26 protein-coding genes are annotated in these 23,712 nt (G+C 62.6%); 18 read left to right on the plus strand and 8 right to left on the minus strand.

What is annotated here, in order from left to right:
* Positions 1–76: 76 nt before the first annotated feature.
* The 9 genes from L8U60_RS03595 to secA all read left to right on the plus strand — a co-directional run bounded on the left by L8U60_RS03595 (position 77) and on the right by secA (position 11,138).
* Entirely contained in the window at positions 77–427 is a 351-nt protein-coding gene (locus L8U60_RS03595; protein ID WP_269965028.1) for a DUF4259 domain-containing protein, read from the plus strand.
* Between the two features lie 77 nt (positions 428–504).
* Positions 505–1,953, plus strand: a complete 1,449-nt coding sequence (ahcY, locus tag L8U60_RS03600) for an adenosylhomocysteinase (protein ID WP_269965029.1) — start codon at positions 505–507, stop codon at positions 1,951–1,953.
* Between the two features lie 5 nt (positions 1,954–1,958).
* The gene (locus L8U60_RS03605; protein ID WP_269965030.1) at positions 1,959–2,585 is read left to right on the plus strand and encodes a dTMP kinase; all 627 of its coding nucleotides are present in this window, start codon (positions 1,959–1,961) and stop codon (positions 2,583–2,585) included.
* A gap of 44 nt (positions 2,586–2,629) precedes the next feature.
* Positions 2,630–3,313 (plus strand): MtrAB system response regulator MtrA, encoded by a 684-nt coding sequence (gene mtrA / locus L8U60_RS03610; RefSeq protein ID WP_269965031.1) that lies wholly within the window; start codon positions 2,630–2,632, stop codon positions 3,311–3,313.
* Between the two features lie 3 nt (positions 3,314–3,316).
* Complete coding sequence (gene mtrB / locus L8U60_RS03615) at positions 3,317–4,927, plus strand: MtrAB system histidine kinase MtrB (RefSeq protein ID WP_269965116.1); 1,611 nt, start codon at positions 3,317–3,319, stop codon at positions 4,925–4,927.
* A gap of 211 nt (positions 4,928–5,138) precedes the next feature.
* A complete protein-coding gene (locus L8U60_RS03620) occupies positions 5,139–6,935 on the plus strand; it encodes an LpqB family beta-propeller domain-containing protein (RefSeq protein WP_269965032.1) in 1,797 nt (598 codons plus the stop codon).
* Between the two features lie 20 nt (positions 6,936–6,955).
* Positions 6,956–7,582 carry a ComF family protein gene (locus tag L8U60_RS03625; protein ID WP_269965033.1) on the plus strand — a complete coding sequence of 209 codons (627 nt, stop codon included), beginning with the start codon at positions 6,956–6,958 and terminating at the stop codon, positions 7,580–7,582.
* 108 nt (positions 7,583–7,690) lie between these two features.
* Positions 7,691–8,365 (plus strand): ribosome hibernation-promoting factor, HPF/YfiA family, encoded by a 675-nt coding sequence (hpf, locus tag L8U60_RS03630; protein ID WP_269965034.1) that lies wholly within the window; start codon positions 7,691–7,693, stop codon positions 8,363–8,365.
* A 199-nt stretch (positions 8,366–8,564) separates the two neighbouring features.
* The gene (secA, locus tag L8U60_RS03635; protein WP_269965035.1) at positions 8,565–11,138 is read left to right on the plus strand and encodes a preprotein translocase subunit SecA; all 2,574 of its coding nucleotides are present in this window, start codon (positions 8,565–8,567) and stop codon (positions 11,136–11,138) included.
* A gap of 32 nt (positions 11,139–11,170) precedes the next feature.
* Here secA and L8U60_RS03640 read toward each other — a convergent pair whose 3' ends face one another.
* Positions 11,171–11,578, minus strand: coding sequence for a hypothetical protein (locus L8U60_RS03640; RefSeq protein WP_269965036.1), 408 nt, complete (start codon positions 11,576–11,578; stop codon positions 11,171–11,173).
* A gap of 128 nt (positions 11,579–11,706) precedes the next feature.
* On the opposite strand from L8U60_RS03640, the gene L8U60_RS03645 reads away from it, so the two are divergent.
* Together L8U60_RS03645 and L8U60_RS03650 are read left to right on the plus strand one after the other, a co-directional pair.
* Positions 11,707–12,117 (plus strand): HAD family hydrolase, encoded by a 411-nt coding sequence (locus L8U60_RS03645; RefSeq protein ID WP_269965037.1) that lies wholly within the window; start codon positions 11,707–11,709, stop codon positions 12,115–12,117.
* Complete coding sequence (locus L8U60_RS03650) at positions 12,117–12,611, plus strand: DUF6912 family protein (RefSeq protein ID WP_269965038.1); 495 nt, start codon at positions 12,117–12,119, stop codon at positions 12,609–12,611. Before L8U60_RS03645 ends, L8U60_RS03650 begins: the two co-directional genes overlap by 1 nt.
* A 264-nt stretch (positions 12,612–12,875) precedes the next feature.
* Here the strand turns inward: L8U60_RS03650 and rsgA are convergent, their stop codons facing one another.
* Positions 12,876–13,928, minus strand: a complete 1,053-nt coding sequence (gene rsgA, locus L8U60_RS03655) for a ribosome small subunit-dependent GTPase A (protein ID WP_269965039.1) — start codon at positions 13,926–13,928, stop codon at positions 12,876–12,878.
* Positions 13,921–15,195 carry a 3-phosphoshikimate 1-carboxyvinyltransferase gene (aroA, locus tag L8U60_RS03660; RefSeq protein WP_269965040.1) on the minus strand — a complete coding sequence of 425 codons (1,275 nt, stop codon included), beginning with the start codon at positions 15,193–15,195 and terminating at the stop codon, positions 13,921–13,923. Before aroA ends, rsgA begins: the two co-directional genes overlap by 8 nt.
* A 35-nt stretch (positions 15,196–15,230) precedes the next feature.
* Between aroA and L8U60_RS03665 the strand changes: the two genes are divergently transcribed.
* Positions 15,231–15,905 (plus strand): SOS response-associated peptidase, encoded by a 675-nt coding sequence (locus L8U60_RS03665; RefSeq protein ID WP_269965041.1) that lies wholly within the window; start codon positions 15,231–15,233, stop codon positions 15,903–15,905.
* Here L8U60_RS03665 and ybaK read toward each other — a convergent pair.
* A complete protein-coding gene (gene ybaK / locus L8U60_RS03670) occupies positions 15,863–16,333 on the minus strand; it encodes a Cys-tRNA(Pro) deacylase (protein ID WP_269965042.1) in 471 nt (156 codons plus the stop codon). The genes L8U60_RS03665 and ybaK overlap by 43 nt on opposite strands.
* Before the next feature lie 27 nt (positions 16,334–16,360).
* Between ybaK and L8U60_RS03675 the strand changes: the two genes are divergently transcribed.
* Together L8U60_RS03675 and L8U60_RS03680 are read left to right on the plus strand one after the other, a co-directional pair.
* Positions 16,361–16,966 carry a sigma-70 family RNA polymerase sigma factor gene (locus L8U60_RS03675; RefSeq protein WP_269965043.1) on the plus strand — a complete coding sequence of 202 codons (606 nt, stop codon included), beginning with the start codon at positions 16,361–16,363 and terminating at the stop codon, positions 16,964–16,966.
* A complete protein-coding gene (locus tag L8U60_RS03680; protein WP_269965044.1) occupies positions 16,966–17,214 on the plus strand; it encodes an anti-sigma factor in 249 nt (82 codons plus the stop codon). The genes L8U60_RS03675 and L8U60_RS03680 overlap by 1 nt, the downstream gene beginning before the upstream one ends.
* A gap of 442 nt (positions 17,215–17,656) precedes the next feature.
* Here L8U60_RS03680 and L8U60_RS10880 read toward each other — a convergent pair whose 3' ends face one another.
* Entirely contained in the window at positions 17,657–17,731 is a 75-nt protein-coding gene (locus tag L8U60_RS10880) for a 50S ribosomal protein bL37 (protein ID WP_095066802.1), read from the minus strand.
* A 129-nt stretch (positions 17,732–17,860) separates the two neighbouring features.
* Positions 17,861–18,118 (minus strand): WhiB family transcriptional regulator, encoded by a 258-nt coding sequence (locus L8U60_RS03685; RefSeq protein WP_034664433.1) that lies wholly within the window; start codon positions 18,116–18,118, stop codon positions 17,861–17,863.
* Between the two features lie 557 nt (positions 18,119–18,675).
* Between L8U60_RS03685 and L8U60_RS03690 the strand changes: the two genes are divergently transcribed.
* Positions 18,676–19,167, plus strand: a complete 492-nt coding sequence (locus tag L8U60_RS03690) for a hypothetical protein (RefSeq protein ID WP_269965045.1) — start codon at positions 18,676–18,678, stop codon at positions 19,165–19,167.
* On the opposite strand, the gene L8U60_RS03695 is transcribed toward L8U60_RS03690, so the two are convergent.
* The gene (locus L8U60_RS03695; RefSeq protein ID WP_269965046.1) at positions 19,164–20,390 is read right to left on the minus strand and encodes an Rv3212 family protein; all 1,227 of its coding nucleotides are present in this window, start codon (positions 20,388–20,390) and stop codon (positions 19,164–19,166) included. The two genes, L8U60_RS03690 and L8U60_RS03695, sit on opposite strands and share 4 nt — an antisense overlap.
* Complete coding sequence (locus tag L8U60_RS03700) at positions 20,387–21,715, minus strand: DEAD/DEAH box helicase (RefSeq protein ID WP_269965047.1); 1,329 nt, start codon at positions 21,713–21,715, stop codon at positions 20,387–20,389. The genes L8U60_RS03695 and L8U60_RS03700 overlap by 4 nt, the downstream gene beginning before the upstream one ends.
* Before the next feature lie 82 nt (positions 21,716–21,797).
* Here L8U60_RS03700 and L8U60_RS03705 point away from each other — a divergent pair, with 82 nt between their 5' ends.
* From L8U60_RS03705 to L8U60_RS03715, 3 genes are read left to right on the plus strand one after another with little or no spacing between them, the layout of a single operon-like run.
* Entirely contained in the window at positions 21,798–22,022 is a 225-nt protein-coding gene (locus L8U60_RS03705) for a DUF3107 domain-containing protein (RefSeq protein WP_269965048.1), read from the plus strand.
* A 54-nt stretch (positions 22,023–22,076) separates the two neighbouring features.
* Positions 22,077–22,955, plus strand: coding sequence for a DUF3152 domain-containing protein (locus L8U60_RS03710; RefSeq protein ID WP_269965117.1), 879 nt, complete (start codon positions 22,077–22,079; stop codon positions 22,953–22,955).
* Between the two features lie 21 nt (positions 22,956–22,976).
* Positions 22,977–23,711: a hypothetical protein gene (locus tag L8U60_RS03715; RefSeq protein WP_269965049.1), complete on the plus strand. Its 735-nt coding sequence runs from the start codon at positions 22,977–22,979 to the stop codon at positions 23,709–23,711.
* Position 23,712 lies beyond the last annotated feature (1 nt).

Below are 23,712 nucleotides of genomic sequence, written 5' to 3' on the forward strand. Positions count from 1 at the left end.
CCGGGGAAGGGAAACGCAGAAAAGCAAAAAGCTCATTTTGTGGACAGAACGCCCATGACGCACTAGAAAATGAGACATGAGCACCTGGGACACTTACATCTTCAGCGAAGACGTCAACGTCGATTTTCTTGATGAGCTCGCTGGGCTGGAGCCCGACGAGACTGCGGAGGCCGTGCGCGACGCGTGCCTGCTGGCAGTGGATGACTCTGCCTCGGAGGAGGAGATCCTCAACGGCCAGGCCGCGGCCACGATCGCGGCGATCTGGGCGGGCGCACCATTTTCCGCAGGCGAGGTCGCAAGCTCGTACAGCTTCTTGCGCGGCACGTCCGTCGAGCTGGATGAGAAGCTTATTGACGCGGCCGTGGGCATCCTCGAATCCGTCGATGCGGAACAGGATGTGGACCAGTTCCTCGAGGCACTGTCCTAAACCAACGCGCGGGCACGTATCCTCGTGGGGTAGCTCAGAGATAAACCCCAACGAGGCCCAACGAGGAGAGTGCCCACATGACCCAGCTTTGCCCCAACGACTTCAAGGTTGCGGACCTTAGCCTGTACGAGGCCGGCCGTAAGCAGATCGATTTGGCCGAGCACGAGATGCCTGGCCTGATGCAGCTGCGCCGCGAATACGCTGATGAGCAGCCGCTGGCGGGCGCACGCATTGCTGGTGCGATCCACATGACCACGCAGACGGCAGTGCTCATTGAAACGCTGACTGCGCTTGGCGCTGAAGTCCGCTGGGCATCCTGCAACATCTTCTCCACCGAGGACCCGGCTGCCGCCGCCATCGTGGTGGGCAAGGACGGCACCCCGGAAAACCCGCAGGGTGTGCCGGTCTTCGCGTGGAAGGGCGAGACGCTTGACGAGTACTGGTGGTGCATGAACAAGATCTTCAGCTGGGGCGACGGCGTGTACCCGAACATGATTCTCGATGATGGCGGCGATGCCACCATGGCCGTGATCAAGGGCGCTGAGTTTGAAAACGCTGGTGCTGTGCCGAGCAACGATGAGACGGACTCGGACGAGCAGGTGGCCTTCTACAACATGCTGCGCGAAACGCTCGCTGCTGAGCCTCAGAAATGGACCTTGACCGCTGAGGCCGTCAAGGGTGTCACCGAAGAAACCACCACCGGTGTCCACCGCCTTTACCACTTTGCCAACGAGGGCACCCTGCCGTTCCCGGCTATGAACGTCAACGACGCGGTGACCAAGTCCAAGTTTGATAACCGCTACGGCACCCGCCACTCCGTCATTGACGGCCTGAACCGTGGCACCGACATGCTCATCGGCGGAAAGAAGGCCCTCGTCTGCGGCTACGGCGATGTGGGCAAGGGTGTTGCTGAGGCTCTCGACGGCCAGGGCGCCATCGTGTCCGTCACCGAGGTTGACCCGATCAATGCTCTCCAGGCACTCATGGATGGCTACAAGGTGGTGACTGTCGACGAGGCGATTGCGGACGCCGACATCGTCATCACCGCCACCGGCAACCTGGGCGTGATCACCTTCGAGGACATGCTCAAGATGAAGGACCACGCCGTGCTGGGCAACATCGGCCACTTCGACAACGAGATCGACATGGCCTCCCTCCTGCACCGCGAGGACGTCACCCGCGACAACATTAAGCCGCAGGTTGACCTGTTCACCCTGCCTTCTGGCAACTCCATCCTCGTGCTCTCCGAGGGCCGCCTGCTCAACCTGGGCAACGCCACCGGCCACCCGTCGTTCGTGATGTCCAACTCGTTTGCCGACCAGACCATCGCGCAGATCGAGCTGTTCACCAACGGCGACAATTACGACAACCAGGTGTACCGCCTGCCCAAGATCCTCGACGAGAAGGTCGCCCGCATCCACGTGGAAGCCCTCGGCGGCAACCTCACTGAGCTGTCCAAGGAACAGGCCGAGTACATCGGCGTCGACGTTGCCGGCCCGTACAAGCCGGAGCACTACCGGTACTAAGCACCATGATTATCGCACTCGAAGGCATCGACGGCGCCGGGAAGAACACGCTCGTCCAAGCACTCATCCGCGAGATTGTCAAGGTAGACGGCATCATTGGCGTGGCCACCATGTCCTTCCCGCGTTACGAGGAATCCATCCACGCCCAGATCGCCTCACAGGCCCTCCACGGCAAGATGGGGGACCTGGTGGACTCCGCCCACGGCATGGCAGTGATGTTCGCGCTGGACCGCGCTGAGGTGGGGAAGGAGCTGGGGCAGTGGGCGGCGTCGAGAAGCGATGTGCTCCTGCTTGACCGCTACGTGGCCTCGAATGCGGCGTACACGTCCGCGCGCACGGGCAACGTGGAGGACCGCGCGTGGGTGGCGGACCTGGAATTTGAAAAACTGGGTCTGCCCCGGCCAGACCTGCAAGTCCTCGTGGACACCGCGCCCGAGACCGCGCGGGAACGTGCCGCCAAGCGCGAAAGCCTTGACGCTTCCCGCACACGCGATAAATATGAGCGCGACACCGCCCTCCAAGACGCAACGTTCGCGGCATACCTGGACATGGCGGCCACAGGCTGGGAGGGTCGGTGGATTCGTGCCAGCGAAACAGCGCCTATCATGCAAGCTGTTAAAGAACTGCGATAACGCTTTAATCCCCAGCCCACGGTTCACTGTTGTAAGGAGCGAAGGTGACGCCCAAGATTCTTGTGGTCGACGACGACCCCGCTATTTCAGAGATGCTGACCATCGTGCTGGAAGCCGAAGGCTTTGAAGCAGTGCCCGTGATGGACGGCCTTGAAGCAGTGCCGGCGTTCCGCAACCAGAACCCGGACCTCATCCTGCTGGACCTCATGCTGCCCGGGATGAGCGGCGTGGACATCTGCAAGGAAATCCGCAAGGAATCCAACGTGCCGGTGGTCATGCTCACCGCCAAGACGGACACCGTCGATGTGGTGCTGGGCCTGGAATCGGGTGCGGACGACTACATCACCAAACCCTTCAAACCCCGCGAGCTCATCGCGCGCATCCGTGCGCGCCTGCGCCAGACCACGGAAGAGCCCAGCGAGATCCTGGAAATCGGAGACTTGCTTATCGACGTCCCCCAGCACACCGTCACCCGCGGCTCCGAAGAAATTAACCTCACTCCGCTCGAGTTTGACCTGCTGGTGGAACTGGCGCGCAAACCGCACCAGGTGCACACGCGCGAAGAGCTGCTCGAGTCCGTGTGGGGCTACCGCAACGCCTCCGACACCCGCTTGGTGAACGTGCACGTACAGCGCCTGCGCTCCAAGATTGAGCGCGATCCGGAGAACCCGGAGATTGTCCTCACCGTCCGTGGCGTGGGGTACAAGACTGGTCGCGCGGGGGTGTAAATCCTGGCTAATTTCTTCAGCACAGCGCGGGAGAGGTTCGCCCATAATTGGCGGACCTCACTCCAAGTGCGCTTCGTGGCCACCATCTTGCTGGTGTCCACGATTGTCATGGGTGTGCTCGGCCTCGCACTGGCGTCGGTGGTGACGCAGCGCCTCGTCGACCTGAAGATCTCCAACGCGCAGACGGACATCGTCCGCGTGCGCGCCCAAGTGGAAGAACAGCTGAGTAACTCCACCACCACGACGTCGACCCAAGGTCGCCTGAACACCGCGCGTGCGGCTCTGGCCCAGCGCTCCCAGCAGGACAAGGCGGCGACGGGCTCCTATGAGATCGTGCTTTTGGCCCCCACCGCGGCGGGCACGGTGACATCACCGGAAAACTTTGCCATCCCGGAGCGCCTGGTGGATTTTGTCTCCCAAGACCAGGTGGCCTACCAGTTCTGGCCCACGCAGCATGAAGGGCGGGCGTACAACGCCCTGATCATCGGTACACCGACCAATTCCGATATCCCGGACCTGCAGCTGTACCTGGTCATGGACATGGAGCCGGAGCGCCAAACCCTGGCGCTCATGCGAGGCTTGCTTACCTCCGCCGGGATTGTGGTTGTGGTGCTGCTGGTGGGTATCGCGTGGATCTCCTCCCAGCAGCTGGTTGCGCCGGTGCGTTCGGCCTCCCGCATTGCGGAGCGTCTCGCTGCTGGCCACCTACGTGAGCGCATGGCCGTCGAAGGCGAAGATGAGATGGCGCGCCTGGCTCTGTCTTTCAACGACATGGCGGATAAACTCTCCAGCCAAATTAACCAGCTGGAGGAATACGGTGACCTGCAGCGGCAGTTCACATCCGACGTCTCCCATGAGCTGCGCACCCCGCTGACCACGGTGCGCATGGCCGCCGACATGATCGCGGATGATGAGGAAAGCCTGGAACCCCACACGCGCCGCGCGTCCCAGCTGATGATCCGCGAGTTGGATCGCTTCGAGGCACTGCTCGCAGACTTGCTGGAGATTTCGCGTCACGACGCTGGCGTGGCCGAACTCTCCGCCACCTCCATGGACGCCCGCGGTCCCATCGAGTCCGCCTGGGCGCAGACCAGCCACTTGGCCGAAGAGCTCGACGTGGCCGTGGAATTCGATGTGCCCGACCACCCTGTCCCCATGGTGGGCGACCCGCGCCGCATTGAGCGCATCGTGCGCAACTTGCTGGCTAACGCGATCGACCACTCCGAGGGCAACCCCGTCACCCTGGCCCTGGTGGAGGGCGAAGATGCCGTGGCCATCACCGTCACTGACGGGGGAGTGGGACTCAAGCCCGGCCAGGAGGAGCTGGTGTTCAACCGCTTCTGGCGTGCGGATTCCTCCCGCAAACGCCACTCCGGCGGCACCGGCCTGGGCCTGGCTATTTCGCGCGAGGATGCCCAGCTGCACCGCGGCATCTTGGATGCCACCGGCACCCCGGGCGTCGGTTCGCAGTTCCGCCTCATCCTGCCGCGCGATCCGGAGGTGGGCTTCACCCAAGAGCCCGTGGCGCTGGAGGTAAGAGAGCCGCTCGCGGAGCTAGAGACAAACCTGAATTCAGAGTCTGGTTCGAGAACGGCAGACAAGGGGGAGGCATAAATGTGTGCAGGTAACCAACGCATCACGTGTGCCGCCGTGGCCGGTGTGCCAGAGCCGAATTCAGGTTTGGCCATAGGATCGCCGACAGAGGTGTCCACCGGGACACCGACAGTCTTCGGCGCAAGCCTGACTTCAGAGTTTGGCGCAGAGAACGCAGAGAATGCAGAAATTGCAGAGAACGCAGAGAAGGGGAGAGAAGGGGGAGGCAAAAATGCGAGGACGTAAGTTACGCACCACGCTCGTCGCTGCCGCCACGGTGCCGGTGCTGTTTATTGCCACTGGCTGTGCGACGTTGCCTACCAACACGGAGCCACACGCGTTGGGCACCTTCGAGCAGCGTCCGGACACGGTGCTGGATCAGGCCCCGGCAGATGGCATGGAGCCGGACTTGTTGCTGCGTGAGTTCTTCGCGGCGTCCGCCAATCCCACCGGAAATTTTGAGGTGGCGCGGAAGTACCTCACCAAGGAAATGGGGGAGGCGTGGAAACCGAGCGAATCCACGCTGGTGCTGGACACGTTTGAGATCTCCTCGCGGGCGACCACGGAGACGAACAAGCGCCTGTATTCAGTGACGGGCCGGATCATCGGCACCCTTGAACCCGGTGGCGCCTTCACTCCGGCGCATCGCGGGTATGAAGCCACGATGGAGCTCGTCCAAGAAAACGGCCAGTGGCGCCTGTCTAACCTGCCGAATGATGTGGTGGTGGATCGCACGGACATGCGCAACCACTACGAGCCACGCAACCTGTACTTCTACGACAGCACGGGCCAAAGGCTTATCGCGGATCGTCGCTGGGTGTTCTCTCGCGTGAGCTCGATTGGGTCGGCGTTGCTCGCCATGCTGGTGGACGGCCCCTCAGACCGCATCGCCCCCGCCATCACCCCCACGCTGCCGAAGGATTCCACCACGGTGGCCTACACCGGCATGAAAGATGGGGTGTACGAATTCACGGGCTTGGCAGGCGCCGATGAACAAACCCGCGCCCGCTTTGCCGCGCAGATCGCGTGGACTTTGCAGGGCGCCGGTGAGGTCGGTCCCTACCAGGTCTCCGCCGACGGGACAGGGCTGCTCGGTGACAGCCTCGACGTGACGACGGATGAGTTTGAAAGCCTCAATCCCGTCCCCGTGGCTGAGGACGGGCCGGACTTGTACACCTTGTCCAACGGGACTGTCTCGGCCGTCACCGACTTGGACAGCGTGGCACCCACCAAGGTGGAGCGGGTCGCTGGGCTGAGTAGTCTTGGCAATATTTCCCAGATTGATATCGGTGATGATGGCCTCTACGCCGCCGCCGTGAACGTCGATGATGAGCATCAGTCCCTCGTCGTGGGCACCCTCGGCGGTAATTCTCGAGAGGTGCTCGTGGCCGGCAGCCTCACCCGCCCGAGCCTGGAACCGGACCACAGTGGTGCCTGGGTCGTGGAGGACGGCAAGCGTGTGATGCGCGCAATGCGTTCTCCGGCAACCGGGGAAGTGGTGGTCAATGAAGTGGAGCTCACTCTGCCTGACACGATCAGCACCACCCCGGTCCAAGGCCGCAACTCGGAGGGTGCGGAGGAGGGTGCCACCGGCGAAATCACCGTCCTGCGTCTGTCCCGCACCGGGGCCCGCGTGGCCATGGTGATTGACGGGCATCTTGTCGTCGGCGTGGTGGAGCGACGGGAGGATGGTAAGCGTGCCATCGTCAATACCGTTAAATACGCCGCTGACCTGGACGGCTCCGCTGTGTCTGCCGATTGGCAGCCGGACGGCTCGCTCCTCGTGGGCACCTCCAACCGCCAGGCACCCATCGTGCGCGTGGACCAAGACGGCTTTGCCACCACCACGCTGCCATCGGGCAACATCGGTGGCCCTGTCGTCGCGGTGGGCGCGAATAGCGAGATGATGTACATCACCGACTCCAAGGTGATCATGCGCATGCCCACCACCACCCGCGATTCCCTCAACTGGCGCGAAGTCCCCGGACTGCAAGGTGTGCGCGCCGCACCGGTCCTGCCCAAGCCGTAGTGTCCTAAGGAATCAGGCTCATGACAGGTCTTGCACACCACCTCGGCGAGCTCCTCTTTCCGCGCGCCTGCGCGGGATGCGCCGCGCCGGGTTACCTGTTGTGTCCCACCTGCAAGAAGCGCCTGGCCACGCCGCCTTTTCAGCACACTCCGAACCTCACTGTGCACGTGCCTGTCTTTACGCTCGGCACCTATGACGCACCGCACCGCGGTGTCATCTTGGCCATGAAGGAGAAAAAGAACCTCGCCGTCCGCAGGCACATCGGCGCTGTTCTCACCGCTGCGCTTGACTATTTGGAGGCACGCGGCGACATCATTCCGGGCGCTCACCTCATCCCCGCGCCCACACGCCCCAGCGCGGCCCGCGCACGCGGAGGTGATCCGGTCTCCGCCGTGTGCCATGCCAGCGGGAGGCCAACGCATGATGTCTTTTCGCTTCTCGACGCCACCCCCGACCAAGCCTCCCTCGACGAATCCGCCCGCCGCCGGAACCTCAGCGGCAATGTCCAACTCAGCGCGGTGCCCCAGGGCCCGCTCATCGTGGTGGACGATGTGGTGACGACGGGGGCGACGTTGCAGGCGGTCGTCGAAAAGCTTCTTGCGCATGGCGGAAACCCCGTGGCGTGCGTAGTTCTTGCCGCGGCATAGGAGGGGTGAACTCGTGGCAGGGCCTGAAACGACAACGGTATAATTCTATGTGGAACCGTTCCCCAGTCCGCCGCGAGACGGCGGACACTGAATGCAAGGAGGAAGCAGATGACCTCTGCAGACGACCGCAACCAAGAAGCCCTGAGCCCCGCAGCACAGGTGACCATCACTGGCCGCAACGTTGAGGTTCCGGAACACTTCCAGGAACGGGTCAATGGCAAGCTCGCCAAGATTGAGAAGCTCGACCCGACGTTGACCTTCTTCCACGTCGAACTGCAGCACGAGCCGAACCCGCGCCGTGAAGCACAGGCCAACCGCATCCAGATCACCGCAACCGGCAAGGGCCACCTCGCCCGCGCTGAGGCTAAGGAAGACAGCTTCTATGCCGCACTGGAGTCCGCCGTTGGCAAGATGGAGCGCTCTCTGCGCAAGGTGAAGGTCCGCCGCGAAATCTCCATGGGTGGCCACCGTAAGCCGAAGTCCACTGGTGAGATCGCAGCAGAGCTCGCTGCTGAGGCAGCACAGGCTCGCGCCCAGGCTGAGGAAGCACCGGCAGATCCGTACGCAAACACCGTGGAGGATCACATCCCGGGCCAGGTTGTGCGCACCAAGGAGCACGCAGCAACCCCGATGTCTGTTGATGAGGCGCTCTCTGAGATGGAGCTGGTAGGCCACGATTTCTACCTGTTCATCGATGAGGAGACGAAGCGTCCGTCGGTGGTGTACCGTCGTCACGCATATGACTACGGCCTGATCACCCTCGTGCCGGAGGATGCTGAGTAAACCTCGCATTGAGGGATGCTTTCCCGCCCACTGGTTTGTTGCCGGTGGGCGGGATTTTTCATGTCTGTGGTGACTCTCACTTACCTCCAAGGTGCCCGGAAGTGGGCCCCAAGCTGGATGTGCGTACAATAGCGGTTTGAATAGCGGGCCACATGCCCGTGGAAAGTAACTCACGCACCGCTACAGAAGGAAGCACCACGTGTTCGGACTGTCCAAGCTGCTGCGCGCCGGTGAAGGCCGCACCGTTAAGCGCTACGCCAAGATCGCAGACGACGTCATTGCACTCGAGGACGAGTACGCCGCGCTGACCGATGAAGAACTCAAGGCCAAGACCGATGAGTTCAAGGAAGCGCTGGAAAACGGCAAGTCCATGGATGACATCTTGCTAGACGCTTTTGCCACCGCCCGCGAGGCATCCTGGCGCGTGCTGGGGCAGAAGCACTACAAGGTGCAGATTATGGGTGGTGCTGCACTCCACTTCGGTTCTGTCGCCGAGATGAAGACGGGTGAGGGTAAGACCCTGACCTCTGTTCTGGCGGCGTACCTGAATGGTTTGGGTGGCAAGGGCGTGCACATCGTGACCGTCAATGACTACTTGGCGAAGCGTGACGCTGAGATGATGGGTCGTGTGCACCGCTTCCTGGGCCTCACCGTGGGCGTGATCCTCTCTGACATGCGCCCGCCGGAGCGCAAGAAGGCCTACGACGCGGACATTACGTACGGCACCAACAATGAGCTGGGCTTTGACTACCTGCGCGACAACATGACTAAGTCTGTCAGCGAGATGGTGCAGCGCGGCCACAACTACGCCATCGTGGATGAGGTGGACTCGATTCTTATCGACGAAGCTCGTACCCCACTCATCATCTCCGGCCCCACCGACTCTTCCGGTGAGTTCTACACCGTCTTCGCGCAGCTCGCACCGCGCATGCGCGCCGGCATCCACTACGAGGTGGACCAGCGCAAGCGCACCATCGGTGTCTCCGAGGAAGGCGTTGCCTTCGTGGAGGACCAGCTCGGCATTGACAACCTCTACGCTCCTGAGAACTCCCAGCTGGTGAGCTACCTGAACAACGCGATTAAGGCGAAGGAGCTCTTTGAGCGCGACAAGGACTACATCATCCGTCAGGGTGAAGTCCTCATCGTCGACTCCTTCACCGGCCGTATCCTGCCGGGTCGCCGCTACAACGAGGGTATGCACCAGGCCATCGAGGCTAAAGAGGGCGTGGAGATCAAGAACGAGAACCAGACCCTGGCTACCGTCACCCTGCAGAACTACTTCCGCCTCTACGACAAGCTCGCCGGCATGACCGGTACCGCTGAGACCGAGGCGGCGGAGCTCCACCAGATTTACAAGCTCGGTGTTGTGGCGATTCCGCCGAACAAGCCGAACATCCGTAAGGACCACGACGACCTGATTTACAAGACTCAGGAAGCCAAGTTCGCTGCCGTGGCCGAGGACATCGCGGAGCACGTGGAGAAGGGCCAGCCGGTCCTGGTGGGTACCACCTCCGTCGAGCGTTCTGAGTACCTCTCTCAGCTGCTCACCCGCAAGGGCATCAAGCACAACGTGCTGAACGCGAAGCACCACGAGGAAGAGGGCCGCATCATCGCCGAGGCCGGCCTGCCCGGCACCGTGACTGTGTCCACCAACATGGCTGGTCGCGGTACGGATATCGTGCTTGGTGGTAACCCGGAAGTTCTCGTTGAGCACAAGCTCAAGGAGCGCGGCCTGGACCCCTTCGAGGATGAGGAGGCATACCAGGAAGCATGGGACGAGGAGCTGCCCAAGGCGAAGGAGCGCTCCAAGAAGCTTGGTGACGAAGTGCGTGAAGCCGGTGGCCTCTACGTCCTGGGTACCGAGCGCCACGAGTCCCGCCGTATCGATAACCAGCTGCGTGGTCGTTCCGGCCGTCAGGGTGACCCGGGCGAGACCCGCTTCTACCTCTCCATGCGCGATGACCTGATGGTTCGCTTCGTCGGCCAGTCCATGGAGAACATGATGAACCGCCTCAACGTTCCGGACGATGTCCCGATCGAGGCCGGCATGGTCTCCCGCTCCATCAAGGGCGCACAGTCCCAGGTGGAGAACCAGAACTTTGAGGCCCGCAAGAACGTGCTCAAGTACGACGAGGTCCTCAACGAACAGCGCAAGGTTGTCTACCGTGAGCGCCTGGAGATCCTGGAGTCTAAGGACATCAAGGATCAGATCCGCGGCATGATCGACGACACCGTGGGAGCCTACGTCGACGGCGCAACCCGCGAGGGCTACGTCGAGGACTGGGACCTGGACCAGCTGTGGGACGCACTCGAGTCCCTCTACGGCCCGACCTTCACGCCTGATGAGCTTATCGACGGCTCCGAGTACGGCACCCCCGGCGAGCTCACCGGTGCCCAGCTGCGCCAGGCCATCATCGACGACGCTAACCGCCAGTACGACCAGCTCGAAGAGCACGTCGCCGCCATCGGTGGGGAAGAGCAGATGCGCAACGTTGAGCGCATGGTCATCCTGCCGATCATCGACACCAAGTGGCGCGAGCACCTCTACGAGATGGACTACCTCAAGGAAGGCATTGGCCTCCGTGCCATGGCGCAGCGCGACCCGCTGGTCGAGTACCAGAAGGAGGGTGGCGACATGTTCCACGCCATGAACGACGGCATCAAGGAAGAGACCGTCCGCCAGCTCTTCATGCTGCGCAAGCAGTTCGAGCAGCAGGCGCAAGCGCAGCAGGAAGCAGCTGGCGCTGAGGGCGCTGAGGGAGCAGAGAGCTAACCCCTAGCACCCCTAGCGTTCGCTTGCGGGGGCTAGAGCACCCGGAAGGACTGCAGACGGCCTTCCGCCATGCGCGCCACCCATGCGTAATTGCGGCCGCCGGACGACGCCGTACCGTGGAATTCACCTTCCCCGCGTGCGTGCGCGCTGAGGACGCGCACCGTCCCGGTAGGTTTTCTTCCGCTGCGCCGCTGTGCCCGCACATGCGCGCGGACACCGTAGCTAAAGCTGCGCTGTTGCAACGTACGAATGTCGCGGATACCAAACGCCGCATCCAACGCCACCCGCACCAGCGGGGACACGGCAGCAAGCTCGGCAGCATCAATCGTGGGTTTGGTGATCCGGTGGGACGGGCGACTCGGCGGTCGCGGTTTCACCGGCTGAGAAACTTCCGGCACCAGCACCTTCACGTGCGAATGGCCGGGAACGGGATAGTACACAAGTGCCTCCTTGGAACACAGAACGGTTTCCTCAAGGCAGGTACGACAATGGCTAGGTATCATTGTGCCAGGATTTGGTCGGAGTGGCCGGGTAAACGTCGAAAAGCAAAAAATGCTGGAGGAAAATAATGCAAGGCTTGATTTTGGACTACGCGGGCGTACTCGACGGCGATGCTGAAGATGTGCGCCGCTGGCAGGAACTTCTCGCCGCTGTGCGCGAGGCAGGTATCGCCACCGCGATCCTCTCCAACGACCCGGGCGGCAAGGAAGCTGATCCGATCCGCGAGTGGGAATTCCGCGGCCACGTTGATGCCGTGGTGCTTTCCGGCGAGGTCGGCGTGGAAAAGCCTGAGACCGCAGCATTCCAGGCCGCCGCTGACGCGATCGGGGTGCCTCTTCACGAATGCACGCTTATCGACGATGACATCCTCAACGTCCGTGGCGCCGTCGAATCCCGCATGATCGGCATCCTGCACACCGCCTTCGACCGCACTTCCGTGGAAATCCAGTCCCTCTTCGACATTGAGGGCGAGTTCTAATGCGCGTGTATGTTCCGGCGACATTCGCCATGCTCAAGGAACTGAACGCCGAAGGACTCATCCACGCCCGCAGCGGCTGGGGCTTCGCCGCCACACCCGCGCTCGTGGAATTCTTCACCTCGGGCGACCAGGAAGAAATTGAGCTCGTCGCTTTTGATGACGCAGCCCTGGCCTCCCTCCGCCTCCTCGCCATCGGCGACGAGCCCGACTACCCGCACCGCCGCGTAGTCATCTCAGTGGACGTCGACGCGTCTGAGCAGCCCGACATGGGCGAATCCGTGGTGAAACTCTCCGGGCCGATCGCGCTTGAGGACGTTGCCGCCATCCACATCGACATCGAAGCGGCCGAGCCCGCCACCCGCCGCGCCGTTGAACTCATCGACGCTGCTGACCTCGGTGACGAAGACGCCGAACTCGCCGTCGGGGACGCCCAGGACAATTACCTCGCGTTCTACGACCCGACCGAGCTGCCCTTCCTGGTGGAGCTGATGTAGCTTCCCGGCTTTGGGGTGGGGGCTCCCTTGTGGGGCCCCTTTTTTGGTGCCTGGTTTTGGGTTGGTTTGGGGCTGGTTTGGGGCTGGTTTTGGGCCTCCCATGGTTGGTCGTGTGTAAAAAATTACATCGCCAAAATGTGGCCAATCTAAAACCACTGGTAGTGGATTTCTATTATGAGATAGTTACTGCTGCAATGTAAAATTTTACACACGGGTCGACGCGAGGGGCTGGGAACGAGGGTGAGACTGGCCCGGGGGACGGGCCTAGTCGTAGGTGGTCTCGTTGATGCGGAGCGCCTCAAGCAGGTGACGGACGGCCTGGACACGGCGGCCGATCACGGAATCCTCGCCGTTGCGGGCGGCGAGGTCGTCCCAGGCACACTCGGGATCCGCGGGCGGGCCGGCGTGGGTGCAGCCGCGGGGGCAGTTCTCGGCGGCTTCGGCCAGCTCCGGGAAGGGGTCGAGCACGTCATCGGGGGAGACGTGGGCGAGGCCGAAGGAGCGAATGCCAGGGGTGTCGATGATCCAGCCTGGGTGCTCAGCTCCAGAGCCGGTGCCAGAGCCTGGCAGCTCCAGCGCCACTGATTGGGTGGAGGTGTGGCGGCCCTTGCCAACGCCGGAGACTTCACCGGTCTCACGGTTGGCGTCAGGGACAAGACGGTTGACCAGGGTTGATTTGCCAACGCCGGAGTGGCCGATGACGGCGGAGAGTTGGCCGGTGATGCGCTCTAAAAGCGGGTCGAGGTCGTCGGCGATGCCGGTGTGAAGGACATCCACGTCAAGGTCCACGAGCTCTTGTTCGAAGGCGCCGGGGTCGCCGAGGTCGGACTTGGTCAGGCACACGATCGGGGTGACTCCACCGACGAAGGCGGCGATGAGGGCGCGTTCGACGAATCCGGTGCGGGGTGGTGGGTCCGCAACCGCGCAGACGATGAGGAGGAGGTCGGCGTTGGCAACGACGATGCGTTCGTAGGGGTCGGTGTCATCGGCGGTGCGGCGTAGTTCGGAGCTGCGGTCTTCACGGCCGACGATGCGGGCGAGGGTGTCTTTGCGCCCGCTGGTGTCCCCAACGACACGGACGCGGTCGCCGACTTCGATGGAGGTGCGGCCCAGTTCGCGGGCGCGCATGCAGGTAACGCGGGTGCCGTCTTCCAGCACGACGCCCCACCGGCCGCGGTCTTTGGTGATCACCAGTCCCACCACCGCGTCGGCGTGCTTCGGTCGGTCCTTGGTACGCGGACGGGAGCCTTTGCCGGGGCGGACTCGAACGTCAGATTCGTCGTAGCTGGAGAAGTCCCTGCCTGCGCGTTTAGCCATTAAGCATGCCTGTCCACATGTCAGCAAAACCGGGGAGGGTTTTCGCGGTGGTCTCAATATCCTCGACAACCACGCCGTTTGTGGTCAGACCGATGATCGCACCGGCGGTGGCCATCCGGTGGTCGGCATAGGAGTGCCACACGCCGGCGTGGAGGGGAGCGGGGGTGATGCGGAGGCCGTCGGGAAGCTCTTCGCACTTGCCGCCCAGTTTGTTGATTTCCTGGCTCAGCGCGGCGAGGCGGTCGGTCTCATGGCCGCGCAGGTGCGCGATGCCGGTGAGCATGCTTGTCTGCGTCGCCTGCGTTGCCAACGCCGCCACCGTCGGCGTCAGCTCCCCGATGTCACTCATGTCCAGGGTGATGCCCTGCAGCTGGCCACGCGGCGGGCCCGTGACGGTGAGAGTGTAGGAGGGGCCATCGGCGATGAGGTCGACCTCGCAGCCCATGCGCTCGAGGATCAAGCGGATGACGTCACCGGCCTGGGTGGTTTTCTGTGGCCAGTAGGGGATGCTCACCGTGCCGCCGGTGACGGCTGCCGCGGCGAGGAAGGGGGTGGCGTTGGACAGGTCTGGCTCGATGACCCAGATCTTGCCGCCGATGGGGCCGGGGTGGACGGTCCATTCGTTTTGTTTGACGTCCACCTTCACGCCGGCCTCGCGGATCATGTCCACGGTCATCTCAATGTGCGGCATGGACGGCAGGCGGCCACCAGTGTGGACGACGGTCAACCCACGGTCAAAGCGCGCACCTGCCAGGAGCAGGGCGGAGACGAACTGGGAGCTGGAGCTCGCATCAATCTCCACACGCCCGCCCTGGGCACTGCCGGTGCCGTGGACGGTGAACGGCAGGGAATCCCCGTCGATGGACACACCGAGGTGGCGTAGGGCATCCAGCACGGTGGTGAGGGGGCGGGAGCGGGCTTGCTCGTCGCCGTCGATAAGCACAGGGCCGTGAGCGAACGCAGCGGCGGCGGGCACGAACCGCATGACGGTGCCCGCGAGCCCGCAATCGACCGTGGCGCCGACGAGTTCACCGGGAGTGACGGTGATGCGCTCGGCCTCTTCCGTGAAGACAACACCCATGTCTGACAGTGCGGCACGCATGAGGTCCGTGTCGCGGGAGTGGAGAGCCCCGATGATCGTGGACTGCCGGTGAGCCAACGCCGCGAGCACGTACGCGCGGTTGGTCATCGACTTGGACCCGGGCACAACCTGGGTGTGCACGATCGGGTCAGGATGGAACGGGGCAGGCCACAAATGGGAGGTCATGCGGCCAAGCATACCGCCGGGCCATAATGGGGGACATGTGTGGACGCTTCGTTCTCTTCACCACCGGCGACGAACTGTTGGAAGCCGTGGGCTCACTCCCCGGCATCACCGCAGTGCACGCGCCCGACGGCACCCCGCCGCCGCGCTACAACATCGCGCCCACCCAGCAAGTGCCGCTCGTGCGCATAGACAAGACCGAAGCGCTTATCGACGCCGCCCGGTGGGGCCTCCTTCCCACCTGGAAGAAAGACGACACCGGCCCGCCCCTGTTCAACGCCCGTGGGGAAACGGTGGCGGAAAAACCCTCTTTCCGCTCGGCTTTCAAGGCGCGCCGGGGACTCATGGTCTTGGACGGCTACTACGAGTGGAAGCAGGAAGGGAAAGGCAAGCAGCCCTATTACGTCACTCCGGAAGAGGGGCTGCTGTACGCGGCGGCGTTGTGGGACACGGGATTGGACAGGCTGTCCACCACCATGGTGACCACGGACGCCACCGAGAACATGGAGTGGCTGCACCACCGCCTGCCGCTGTTTTTGAAAGCAGACGAGGTGGAGCAGTGGGTGAAGGGAACACCGGAGGAAGCCCTGGAGCTCATCCACCCCTCGCGGGTGGCTACGGATTTAGAGTGGCGCCCCGCTGCCAGCGAGGTGGGCAACGTGCGCAATGACTACGCGGAGCTGATCGGGGCGAAGGACGCGCCCAGTACCTGAGCTAAGTCCTGAGGGTTCAACGCCACCGATAGGCCGCGCTTGCCGGCGGAGAGGTAGGTGGTGGGGGAGGGGGCGAGGGAGGCGCAAATAAGCGTGGGCAGCGCTTGCTTCGTGCCAAGCGGGGAGATGCCGCCGACGATGTACCCCGTGATGCGCTGCGCGTCCTTGGGTGCGGCCATCTCCGCGTTCTTCCAGCCGAGCGCCTTCGCCGCCTTCTTGAGGGAGAGCTGACCCGCGACCGGCACGCAACACACCGCGAAATCACGCTCATGGTGAATGACCAGGGTCTTGAGCGTGAGCGCGGGATCAATCCCCAAATCCGCCACCGCGTGATCCCCAAAATGATCCGTGTGAGCGGCGTACTCCAGCAACTCATAGGGCACGCCCGCGGCGTCAAGAACAGCAAGTGCTTGAGTCTTCGCAGCCATGAACACAAGCCTAGCTAGAATGACCCCATGGCCGACAACGACCTTGAACGGCGCTTCACCGAAGAAGCGCTACCGCTCCTCGACCAGCTCTACGGCGGTGCGCTACGCATGACGCGCAACCCGCAAGACGCCGAAGACCTCGTGCAAGAAACCTATCTGAAGGCTTTCAACGCATTCGGTTCGTTCAAGGAGGGCACCAACCTCAAGGCGTGGATGTACCGGATTATGACGAACGCGTACATCAACACCTACCGCAAAAAGCAGCGCCGCCCGCTGGAAACCTCTGCCGAAGATGTCACCGACCGGCAGCTGTACACCACCAGCTCGCACGACTCGACCGGCCTGCAATCCGCGGAAGTTGAGGCGCTGCGCAACATGCCCGACACCGCGATTGCAGACGCCATGAACTCGCTCAACGACGACTACCGCATGGTCGTCTACCTCTCCGACGTCGAAGGCCTGGCATATAAGGAAATCGCCGAAGCGCTGGACATTCCCATCGGCACCGTCATGTCCCGCCTTCACCGGGGAAGAAAACAGCTCCGCGAACTGTTGAAGGATGTAGCGAACGAACAAGGCATCGGTCTGGAGAGCGCCGAGCAGCAGAGTACTGGCCTGAAGGAGCAGAAATAATGGGTGACTGCAACATCGAACCAACCCGCGCGCAAGCGCTGCTCTGCGAGTTCTTCGATCCCGAGACTCCGCAGGCCCGCGTGGAGGAAATCCGCGCCATCATCCAGACCTGCCCTGAGAACTTTGCCCGGCTGAAAACTGAAATGGAGATCCGCCAGATCGTCCGCCGATGCAACTGCCAGGACCAGGCGCCGGAGCAGCTGCGGCAGCGGATCGTGCGGTCCATCTCGGTGACCTATTACAAGTAGGGGCCTGCTCGTGGCGGGCGTGCTCTCGGCGGGATCCGAGAAATCTCGCAACACAATTTTCGCGACCTGGGGGTTTGTTGGGGCGAGGGGCCGAACCAGTTAGAAATCTCGACGCCGGGCTGAGCAGTGGGCTGAGCAGTGGGCTGAGTGCAGGCTGAATAACGGTTGGCCGGACACCCTTGCACCTGCATTCCAGGCAAACCGTGATGAATGAACTGCAATGAATGAACTCAAATGAACCAGGTGGGCGCGTCAGCTTCGGTAAAAACTTGGTGGCCCATCCTGGTTCATTTGAAAACGTTTATTGGGGTTTGCGTTTTGGCGGGGTCTCACCGGGGTCTCACCGGGGTTAAGCGGTTAAGCGGGGCTGAGCTTCGAAAGAAAGCACCCCTCCGCCCGGCTCGAAAACCAGGTGAAGGGGTGCTTCGCTGTTTAACTCTGCTTAAGAGTTAGGACGCTTGCCGCGGTTAGCGCTCTTCTTGCGACGGTCCTTGCGCTTACGACCACGCTTGCTCATAACGACCTCCTTGGGCCAGATGGATCGGACAGTATTTAGTCTGTCTGAACACTGTATCGGGATGGGCGGGTGTGACGGAAATCGGCAGCCTAGGCGGGCCGATGCCCGCCTAGGCAGAAGTAAAAGGAATTAGGCGGTGACGCGCTGGCGGTTGCGCTGCTTGTTGCGGCGCTTGAGGGCGCGGCGCTCCTCCTCGGAGAGGCCACCCCACACGCCGGCATCCTGGCCGGTCTCGAGTGCCCACTTCAGGCACTGGGAAGTAACAGGGCAGCGGTGGCAGACCAGCTTGGCCTGTGCGATCTGGGACAAAGCCGGGCCGGAATTACCAACCGGGAAGAACAGTTCGGGGTCTTCGTCGCGGCATACTGCTTCGTGGCGCCAATCCATGATGAGGTCTCCTTCGTGAAAGTCGTGTGCGTGGCAGCGCAAAACGCCACCGTGAAAAAGTGGATGAACTGGTGAAACTTCAGGGGCAAGCCACGTTCCGGGCGCACCACGGCGTGCTTTTTGCAAGGCTCTTCAAACATCGGGGCGGCGCGCGTGAAACACGCGGGGCTTCCCCGGCGGTGAAAGGGTCGTGCGAAAAGTAAGCGTTTCCGGTCTTTCATGGGCGGTAGTTCCCGATGGTTGCGGGACCCGTCTTCCGTTTACCGGACGTTAACTCCGTGGTGATGTGGAGTTAGTGGCTGGGTTACCAGCTCTTTATTTTTGCTACTCGTGAATAATGGCATGTTTACATACACTCCGCTAGGGGTAGAAGCCAAATTGTGATGCAATTCATATTTATTCGGGCATTTTTAGGTCGAATTGGCGGGGGTAGTGAGGTCGATCACTCGGAAAGTGTTTGTTCTAAAAACTTCTTGAGCTGGCCTTTTGGCGGTGCGGTGAATGTGAGTAGGGGTGGAAAGTTCGTCAAATCGCCATCAACATTTAGGATGAAATCCGTGACTTCAAACGCTTCCAACCCTGAGTCCAAGCCGACGTCCACGGATCTCCCTACCGCGGGGACGGTTCCTGGCCCGATGAAACTTGCTGCGATTGTGGCGATCATCGAGAGTGTTGTTGCCATCGGCGCCGGCATCTACTTCGCCATTGCGCAGGCGCAGATGGGCACGGATGAGGCGTTAGTGGAATCTGATACCCCGGCATTCGCCTTCGTGGGTGTGGGAACCGCGATTTTCATCCTTCTGGTTTTCGGCCCGATGCTCGCCGGCGCCGTGGGAATCTTGCGCGGTCACACGTGGGGGCGCAGCCTCATCGTGTTCCTGAATGTGCTGCTCATCGGCATTTCCGTCTACATGTTCAGCGGCGGCGCCATCACGTTCGGCGTGGTCACACTGTTCGCCGGATTGGTCACGCTGGGATGCGCATTGCACCCGGCTTCCACGGGTTGGGCCACGGCGCGTTTCGACGAACGCCGCGCGCGTCAGCTTTAAGAAGCCGTCAGGACAACGTCGGTTTCGCCACGCTTTTCGACGATCGTGGGGCCCGCCGACCCCACCGCTACCGGTCCGCTGTACCCACCGCGGTCAACGGGGATGGTGCGCTCTGTTTCTGGGCTGTTCCAATCCGCAATGGTGATGCCATCAGCGGTGGGGTAGAGCAGGCGGTCCGCAATGCCCACACCGGTGCCGAGTGCGCCTTGGTAGATCGTGCGGACCTCGAGGTTAGAGGGGTCGAGGAGCATGAGGTTGGCGCCGTCGAAGTACGTCATGTGGTGGGGCAGATCCGCGGTTTGTGGAACGACCACGCCGGTGGGGGAATCCGCCAGCAGGTTGGAGGCCGGAACCTCAGCGCGGCTGAGCTGTGCCCCATCTTGTGAGTAGGAGGTCACGGTCGAAGACGCCGGGTCATGCACTGCAGCGGCATCCTGGCTGATGGCCACGAGGTAGGAGCCTTCCGGGATGGACACGGATTCGTGCATCTCCGGTTTGCGGGAGTCCTCCGGCGTGGTGTCTTGGAAGCGGAGCCAGGTGCCGTCCTCGCAGGTCTCAGTGATGGCCAGGAGCTCAGTGCGCGTCAGCGCGGAGGTCAATGTGCAGCCGGGATTCGGTTGCATCTCGGGCTCTTGTGGGGCCTCCACATCGCCGTATTCGACGGTACGCACGAGGTCAGAGCGCCAGATTTCCGCGCGGGAGAGATGGCCGTCCGAGCCGATGGTGCCGACGCGGTCGTTGGAGGAGAAGACGGAGACGCGGTTAGGGCTGATGGCGGAGCGGGTGTTCGCGTACTGGCCTGTCAGCGCGTTGATGCCCACCACATCACCGCAACCGATGTTGGTGCGGTACACGGCAACGACCTTGCCCCAGGCGCTGGCCATGCCGCATAGTTCGGCGCTGCGCTTGTAGGTCCACTGGGTGGTGCCATCCGGGGTTGTGCCGGTGATGGTGCCGTCGTTGTAGGTGACAATCACGCCCTTGACAATGAGTGGGCGTGCCTGCGGGGAGGTGTCGGGCAGAGTGAAGGATTCGGTGAGGGCCTCTGGTACGACGGCGAGGGTGCCAGCGTCGGTAAGTTCTTCTGCTGCTGGGCTGAGGTGGTCCTGGCGGATCGGTGCGGAGAAGAAGGCGCTGAGCAGGGCCACGACGCACACGGCGGCGATAACGCCGGTGGCGATAAGGTCACCGCGGGTGCGGCGGAGCGGCTGGTGGGCGCTCATCGGCGGCGCCTTCGGGGGCGTGAACCGCTGCGGGAGTTGCCACGGGAAGATGGCTTATCGGTGCTTGGCTTCCTGCGGCGCAGGCCGTGGACGGGGCGCGGAGCGCCGACGGTGGGGCCAGCGTTGGTTGGGATGTCCAACGCGTCGAAAAGTTCAGGCGAGGTGGAGAACCAGGATGGGGGTTCGGGGTTATCCAGGTTGAGGTCGTCGTTGATGAGCTTCCACTTGTGGGTCTCGTCGAAGCCGACGAGCGTGACTGCGGTACCGGTGCGTCCAGCGCGGCCGGTGCGGCCGATGCGGTGGACGTAGGTCATCGGGTCATCTGGGGTTTGGTAGTTGATCACGTGGGTGACGTCGTCCACGTCAATACCGCGGGCGGCAACGTCGGTGGCCACGAGGATCTCAATCTCCCCGGAGCGGAAGGCATCGAGGGAGCGCTCGCGAGCCTCTTGTCCCATGTCACCGTGGACGGAGCCGACGGCGAAACCGCGGCGTGCAAGGTCTTCAGCCACATCGGCAGCAGTGCGCTTCGTGCGGGTGAAGATGATGGTCTTACCGCGGCTATCGGCCTGCAGGATGCGTGCGGTGACCTCCGGCTTGTCCATCTTGTGGGAGCAGAACACCACTTGCTTCGTGGTGTCATGCAGCTGGGAATCTTCGGTGGACTCCGCGCGGATGTGAATCGGCTTGTTCATCATCGAGCGGGCCAAGGTGAGGATCGGACCCGGCATGGTGGCGGAGAACAGCATGGTTTGAATCGGCTGGTTCAGCGCGCCCCAGATCTTCTGGATATCAGGCAAGAAGCCCAGATCGAGCATCTCATCGGCCTCATCGAGGACGAGGATGGCCACCTGGCTTAAGTCCAAATCCCCGCGCTGGTGAAGGTCCAGTAGGCGGCCCGGGGTGCCCACGACAACATCGACGCCGGCTTTCAAAGCGTTGATTTGTTCGTCGTAGGGGCGGCCGCCATAAATCGTCGATAAGCGAACAGGCGTATTTTTTGCGGCGAGCGCAAGATCCTCGCCCACCTGGACGGCGAGCTCACGCGTGGGGGCGATGACGAGGGCGCGCGGGGTGCCGTCGAGCTCGGCGATCGCGGCATCGTCGAAAACGCGGTCAAGGAGGGGGACGCCGAACGCGAGGGTCTTGCCCATGCCAGTACGGGCTTGGCCGATGAGATCGCGACCTTCAAGCGCGATGGGCAAAGTGAGCTCCTGAATGGAGAACACATGGGTCATGCCTTCTGCCGCGAGGGCCTCCACAATCTCCGCAGCGACGCCAAGGGCGGCGAAGGAGGGCGGTGACTGTTCAATGCGATCGGGCACGGTGAACATCTTAACTGCCCACCGTTACAATGTGCCTATTGCACGGAAAGAAACTCAACAAAAGGACAGTGAGATAGCCGCAATGGACATCAAGATTGGTCTTGCAGATAGCCACCGTGAACTCTCCATCACCTCGCCGAAGGGACAGGAAGAGATTTCGGAGCACATCACTCGGGCTATTGAATCCGGTGCCCCCACCATCACGCTTGAAGATGAGCGCGGCATGAAGTTTGTGGTGCGCACTGAGCGCATCCTGTACGTGGAATTGGGTAACTCCACCCCGCGCGCTGTCGGCTTTTCTGGCTAGAAGCGCGATAGGTTTGGCCTTATGAATTACAGTCCCGACGAACCTGAGGTGCGCATGAGCGGTGACCAGTCCGGTTCCGCATTGAAAGAGTTTGTGCGTACCTACGGTTGGCGTGCTTATGCCATCCCGGTGCTCATTGTGGTGACCGGGCTGTTGGTGTGGTCGATTGTGAATACGCCGTCGGGGCAGACCGTGGGCCAAGGCCGCTCACCGGAAGGCGCACACAGCTCCTCGGTGCGCAAGACTGTGGAGGGCATGCCGGTGGGTGAGGTGGGGATCACCGAGCTGCCGCCAGGTGGGCCCTTCACCGAGCAGGGTGAGGGGACCTTCCGGCCGGTAGGCACCCCGGGAGTGAAGGTTGGCGAAGGCCGCGAGCAGGTCGTGCGTTTTGCCACCGAGGTGGAAAAGGGCATTGATACCACCGGCTACGGCGGGGACGATTCTTTTGCCGCGATGGTTGATGCCACCTTGTCTGACCCGCGCGGCTGGACGAATGACCCAAATGTGCGCTTTGAACACGTGGGATCGGATGAGAACCCGGATCTGCGCATCCAGCTGATCTCCGTGGGTACGGCGCGTTCTACCTGCGGCGATGATCTGGGGTTGGAAACCTCTTGCCGCATTTTCAACGAGCGTGACGGGGACCGGGTGCTCATCAATGAGTCCCGCTGGGTGCGCGGGGCCGCACCGTTCCAGGGGGATCTGGGCAGCTACCGCCAGTACGTGATCAACCATGAGGTCGGCCACGCGCTGGGCTACGCGGAGCACGAGCCATGCCCGGCCAACGGGGACCTCGCGCCGATCATGATGCAGCAGACGCTGAGCCTGAATAACCAGGAGCTCTACGACCTCAACCCGGAAGAGGTCTACCCGCAAAACAGCGATACGTGCCGCGCCAACCCGTGGCCGTACCCGCGGCCGGCTGTGTTGTAAGGGTTGTAGGAGGACAGTTACGTGAAGGCTATTCCCGGTCATGTTCTGACGTCGTTCCAGACAGAAGACCCGCACCCCACCCCGCTCGGCCCGGAATGGGGCAACGGTGCGCGGGTTGGCCGGATGGTCATTGCGGAAGCGCCAGCGCACGCCACGTGGTCCTCGAAGTTGCGCGAGAAGATCACGGTCCCGGGTGTCCGGGTTGTTCGCCCGGTGCGTGCCACGGATGGCCGGTTCACGGTTGCCGGGTACCGCGCATCAGATTTTGTTGAGGGGGAGCCCGGTCACCGCGTGGATGAGGCAATTGCTGCGGCGCTGCGTTTCGACGAAGCCGTGGCGTATTTCCCTGCCCCCACCTTGGACCGCGATGACGCGTGGGCGCGCGCCGATCGCGCTGTGTGGGCCGGGCATGCCTCGCACGTGAAAAGCGGTCAGCTGAGTCACGCGGACTTCTTCGGCTGCTGCATTTTCGACGGCTCGTTGCCGCCCGCATTGACAGACATCGTGCCCGCGGAAGGTCCCCGCCCGTACGGATACAGCGCCGCTCTCACGCTTATCGACGGGCTTGTGGCCGGCGCCGTCGATGACGCCGTTTTAAGCCGCTGGTCCCATATCCCGGACCTGCTGTTTTTGTGTGATCGGGCGCTGGAGTACCGCACTAGTTTGGCCACCACTTTTGGGGCTGATGCGAACGTTAGTTCGAATATTGATCGGGTGGGTTCACTCCTCATGTCGCACCGAGGTGCCACACTGTAGG

It is taken from the genome of Corynebacterium meitnerae (assembly GCF_027570075.1).
In the GTDB taxonomy this organism is placed as follows: domain Bacteria; phylum Actinomycetota; class Actinomycetes; order Mycobacteriales; family Mycobacteriaceae; genus Corynebacterium; species Corynebacterium meitnerae.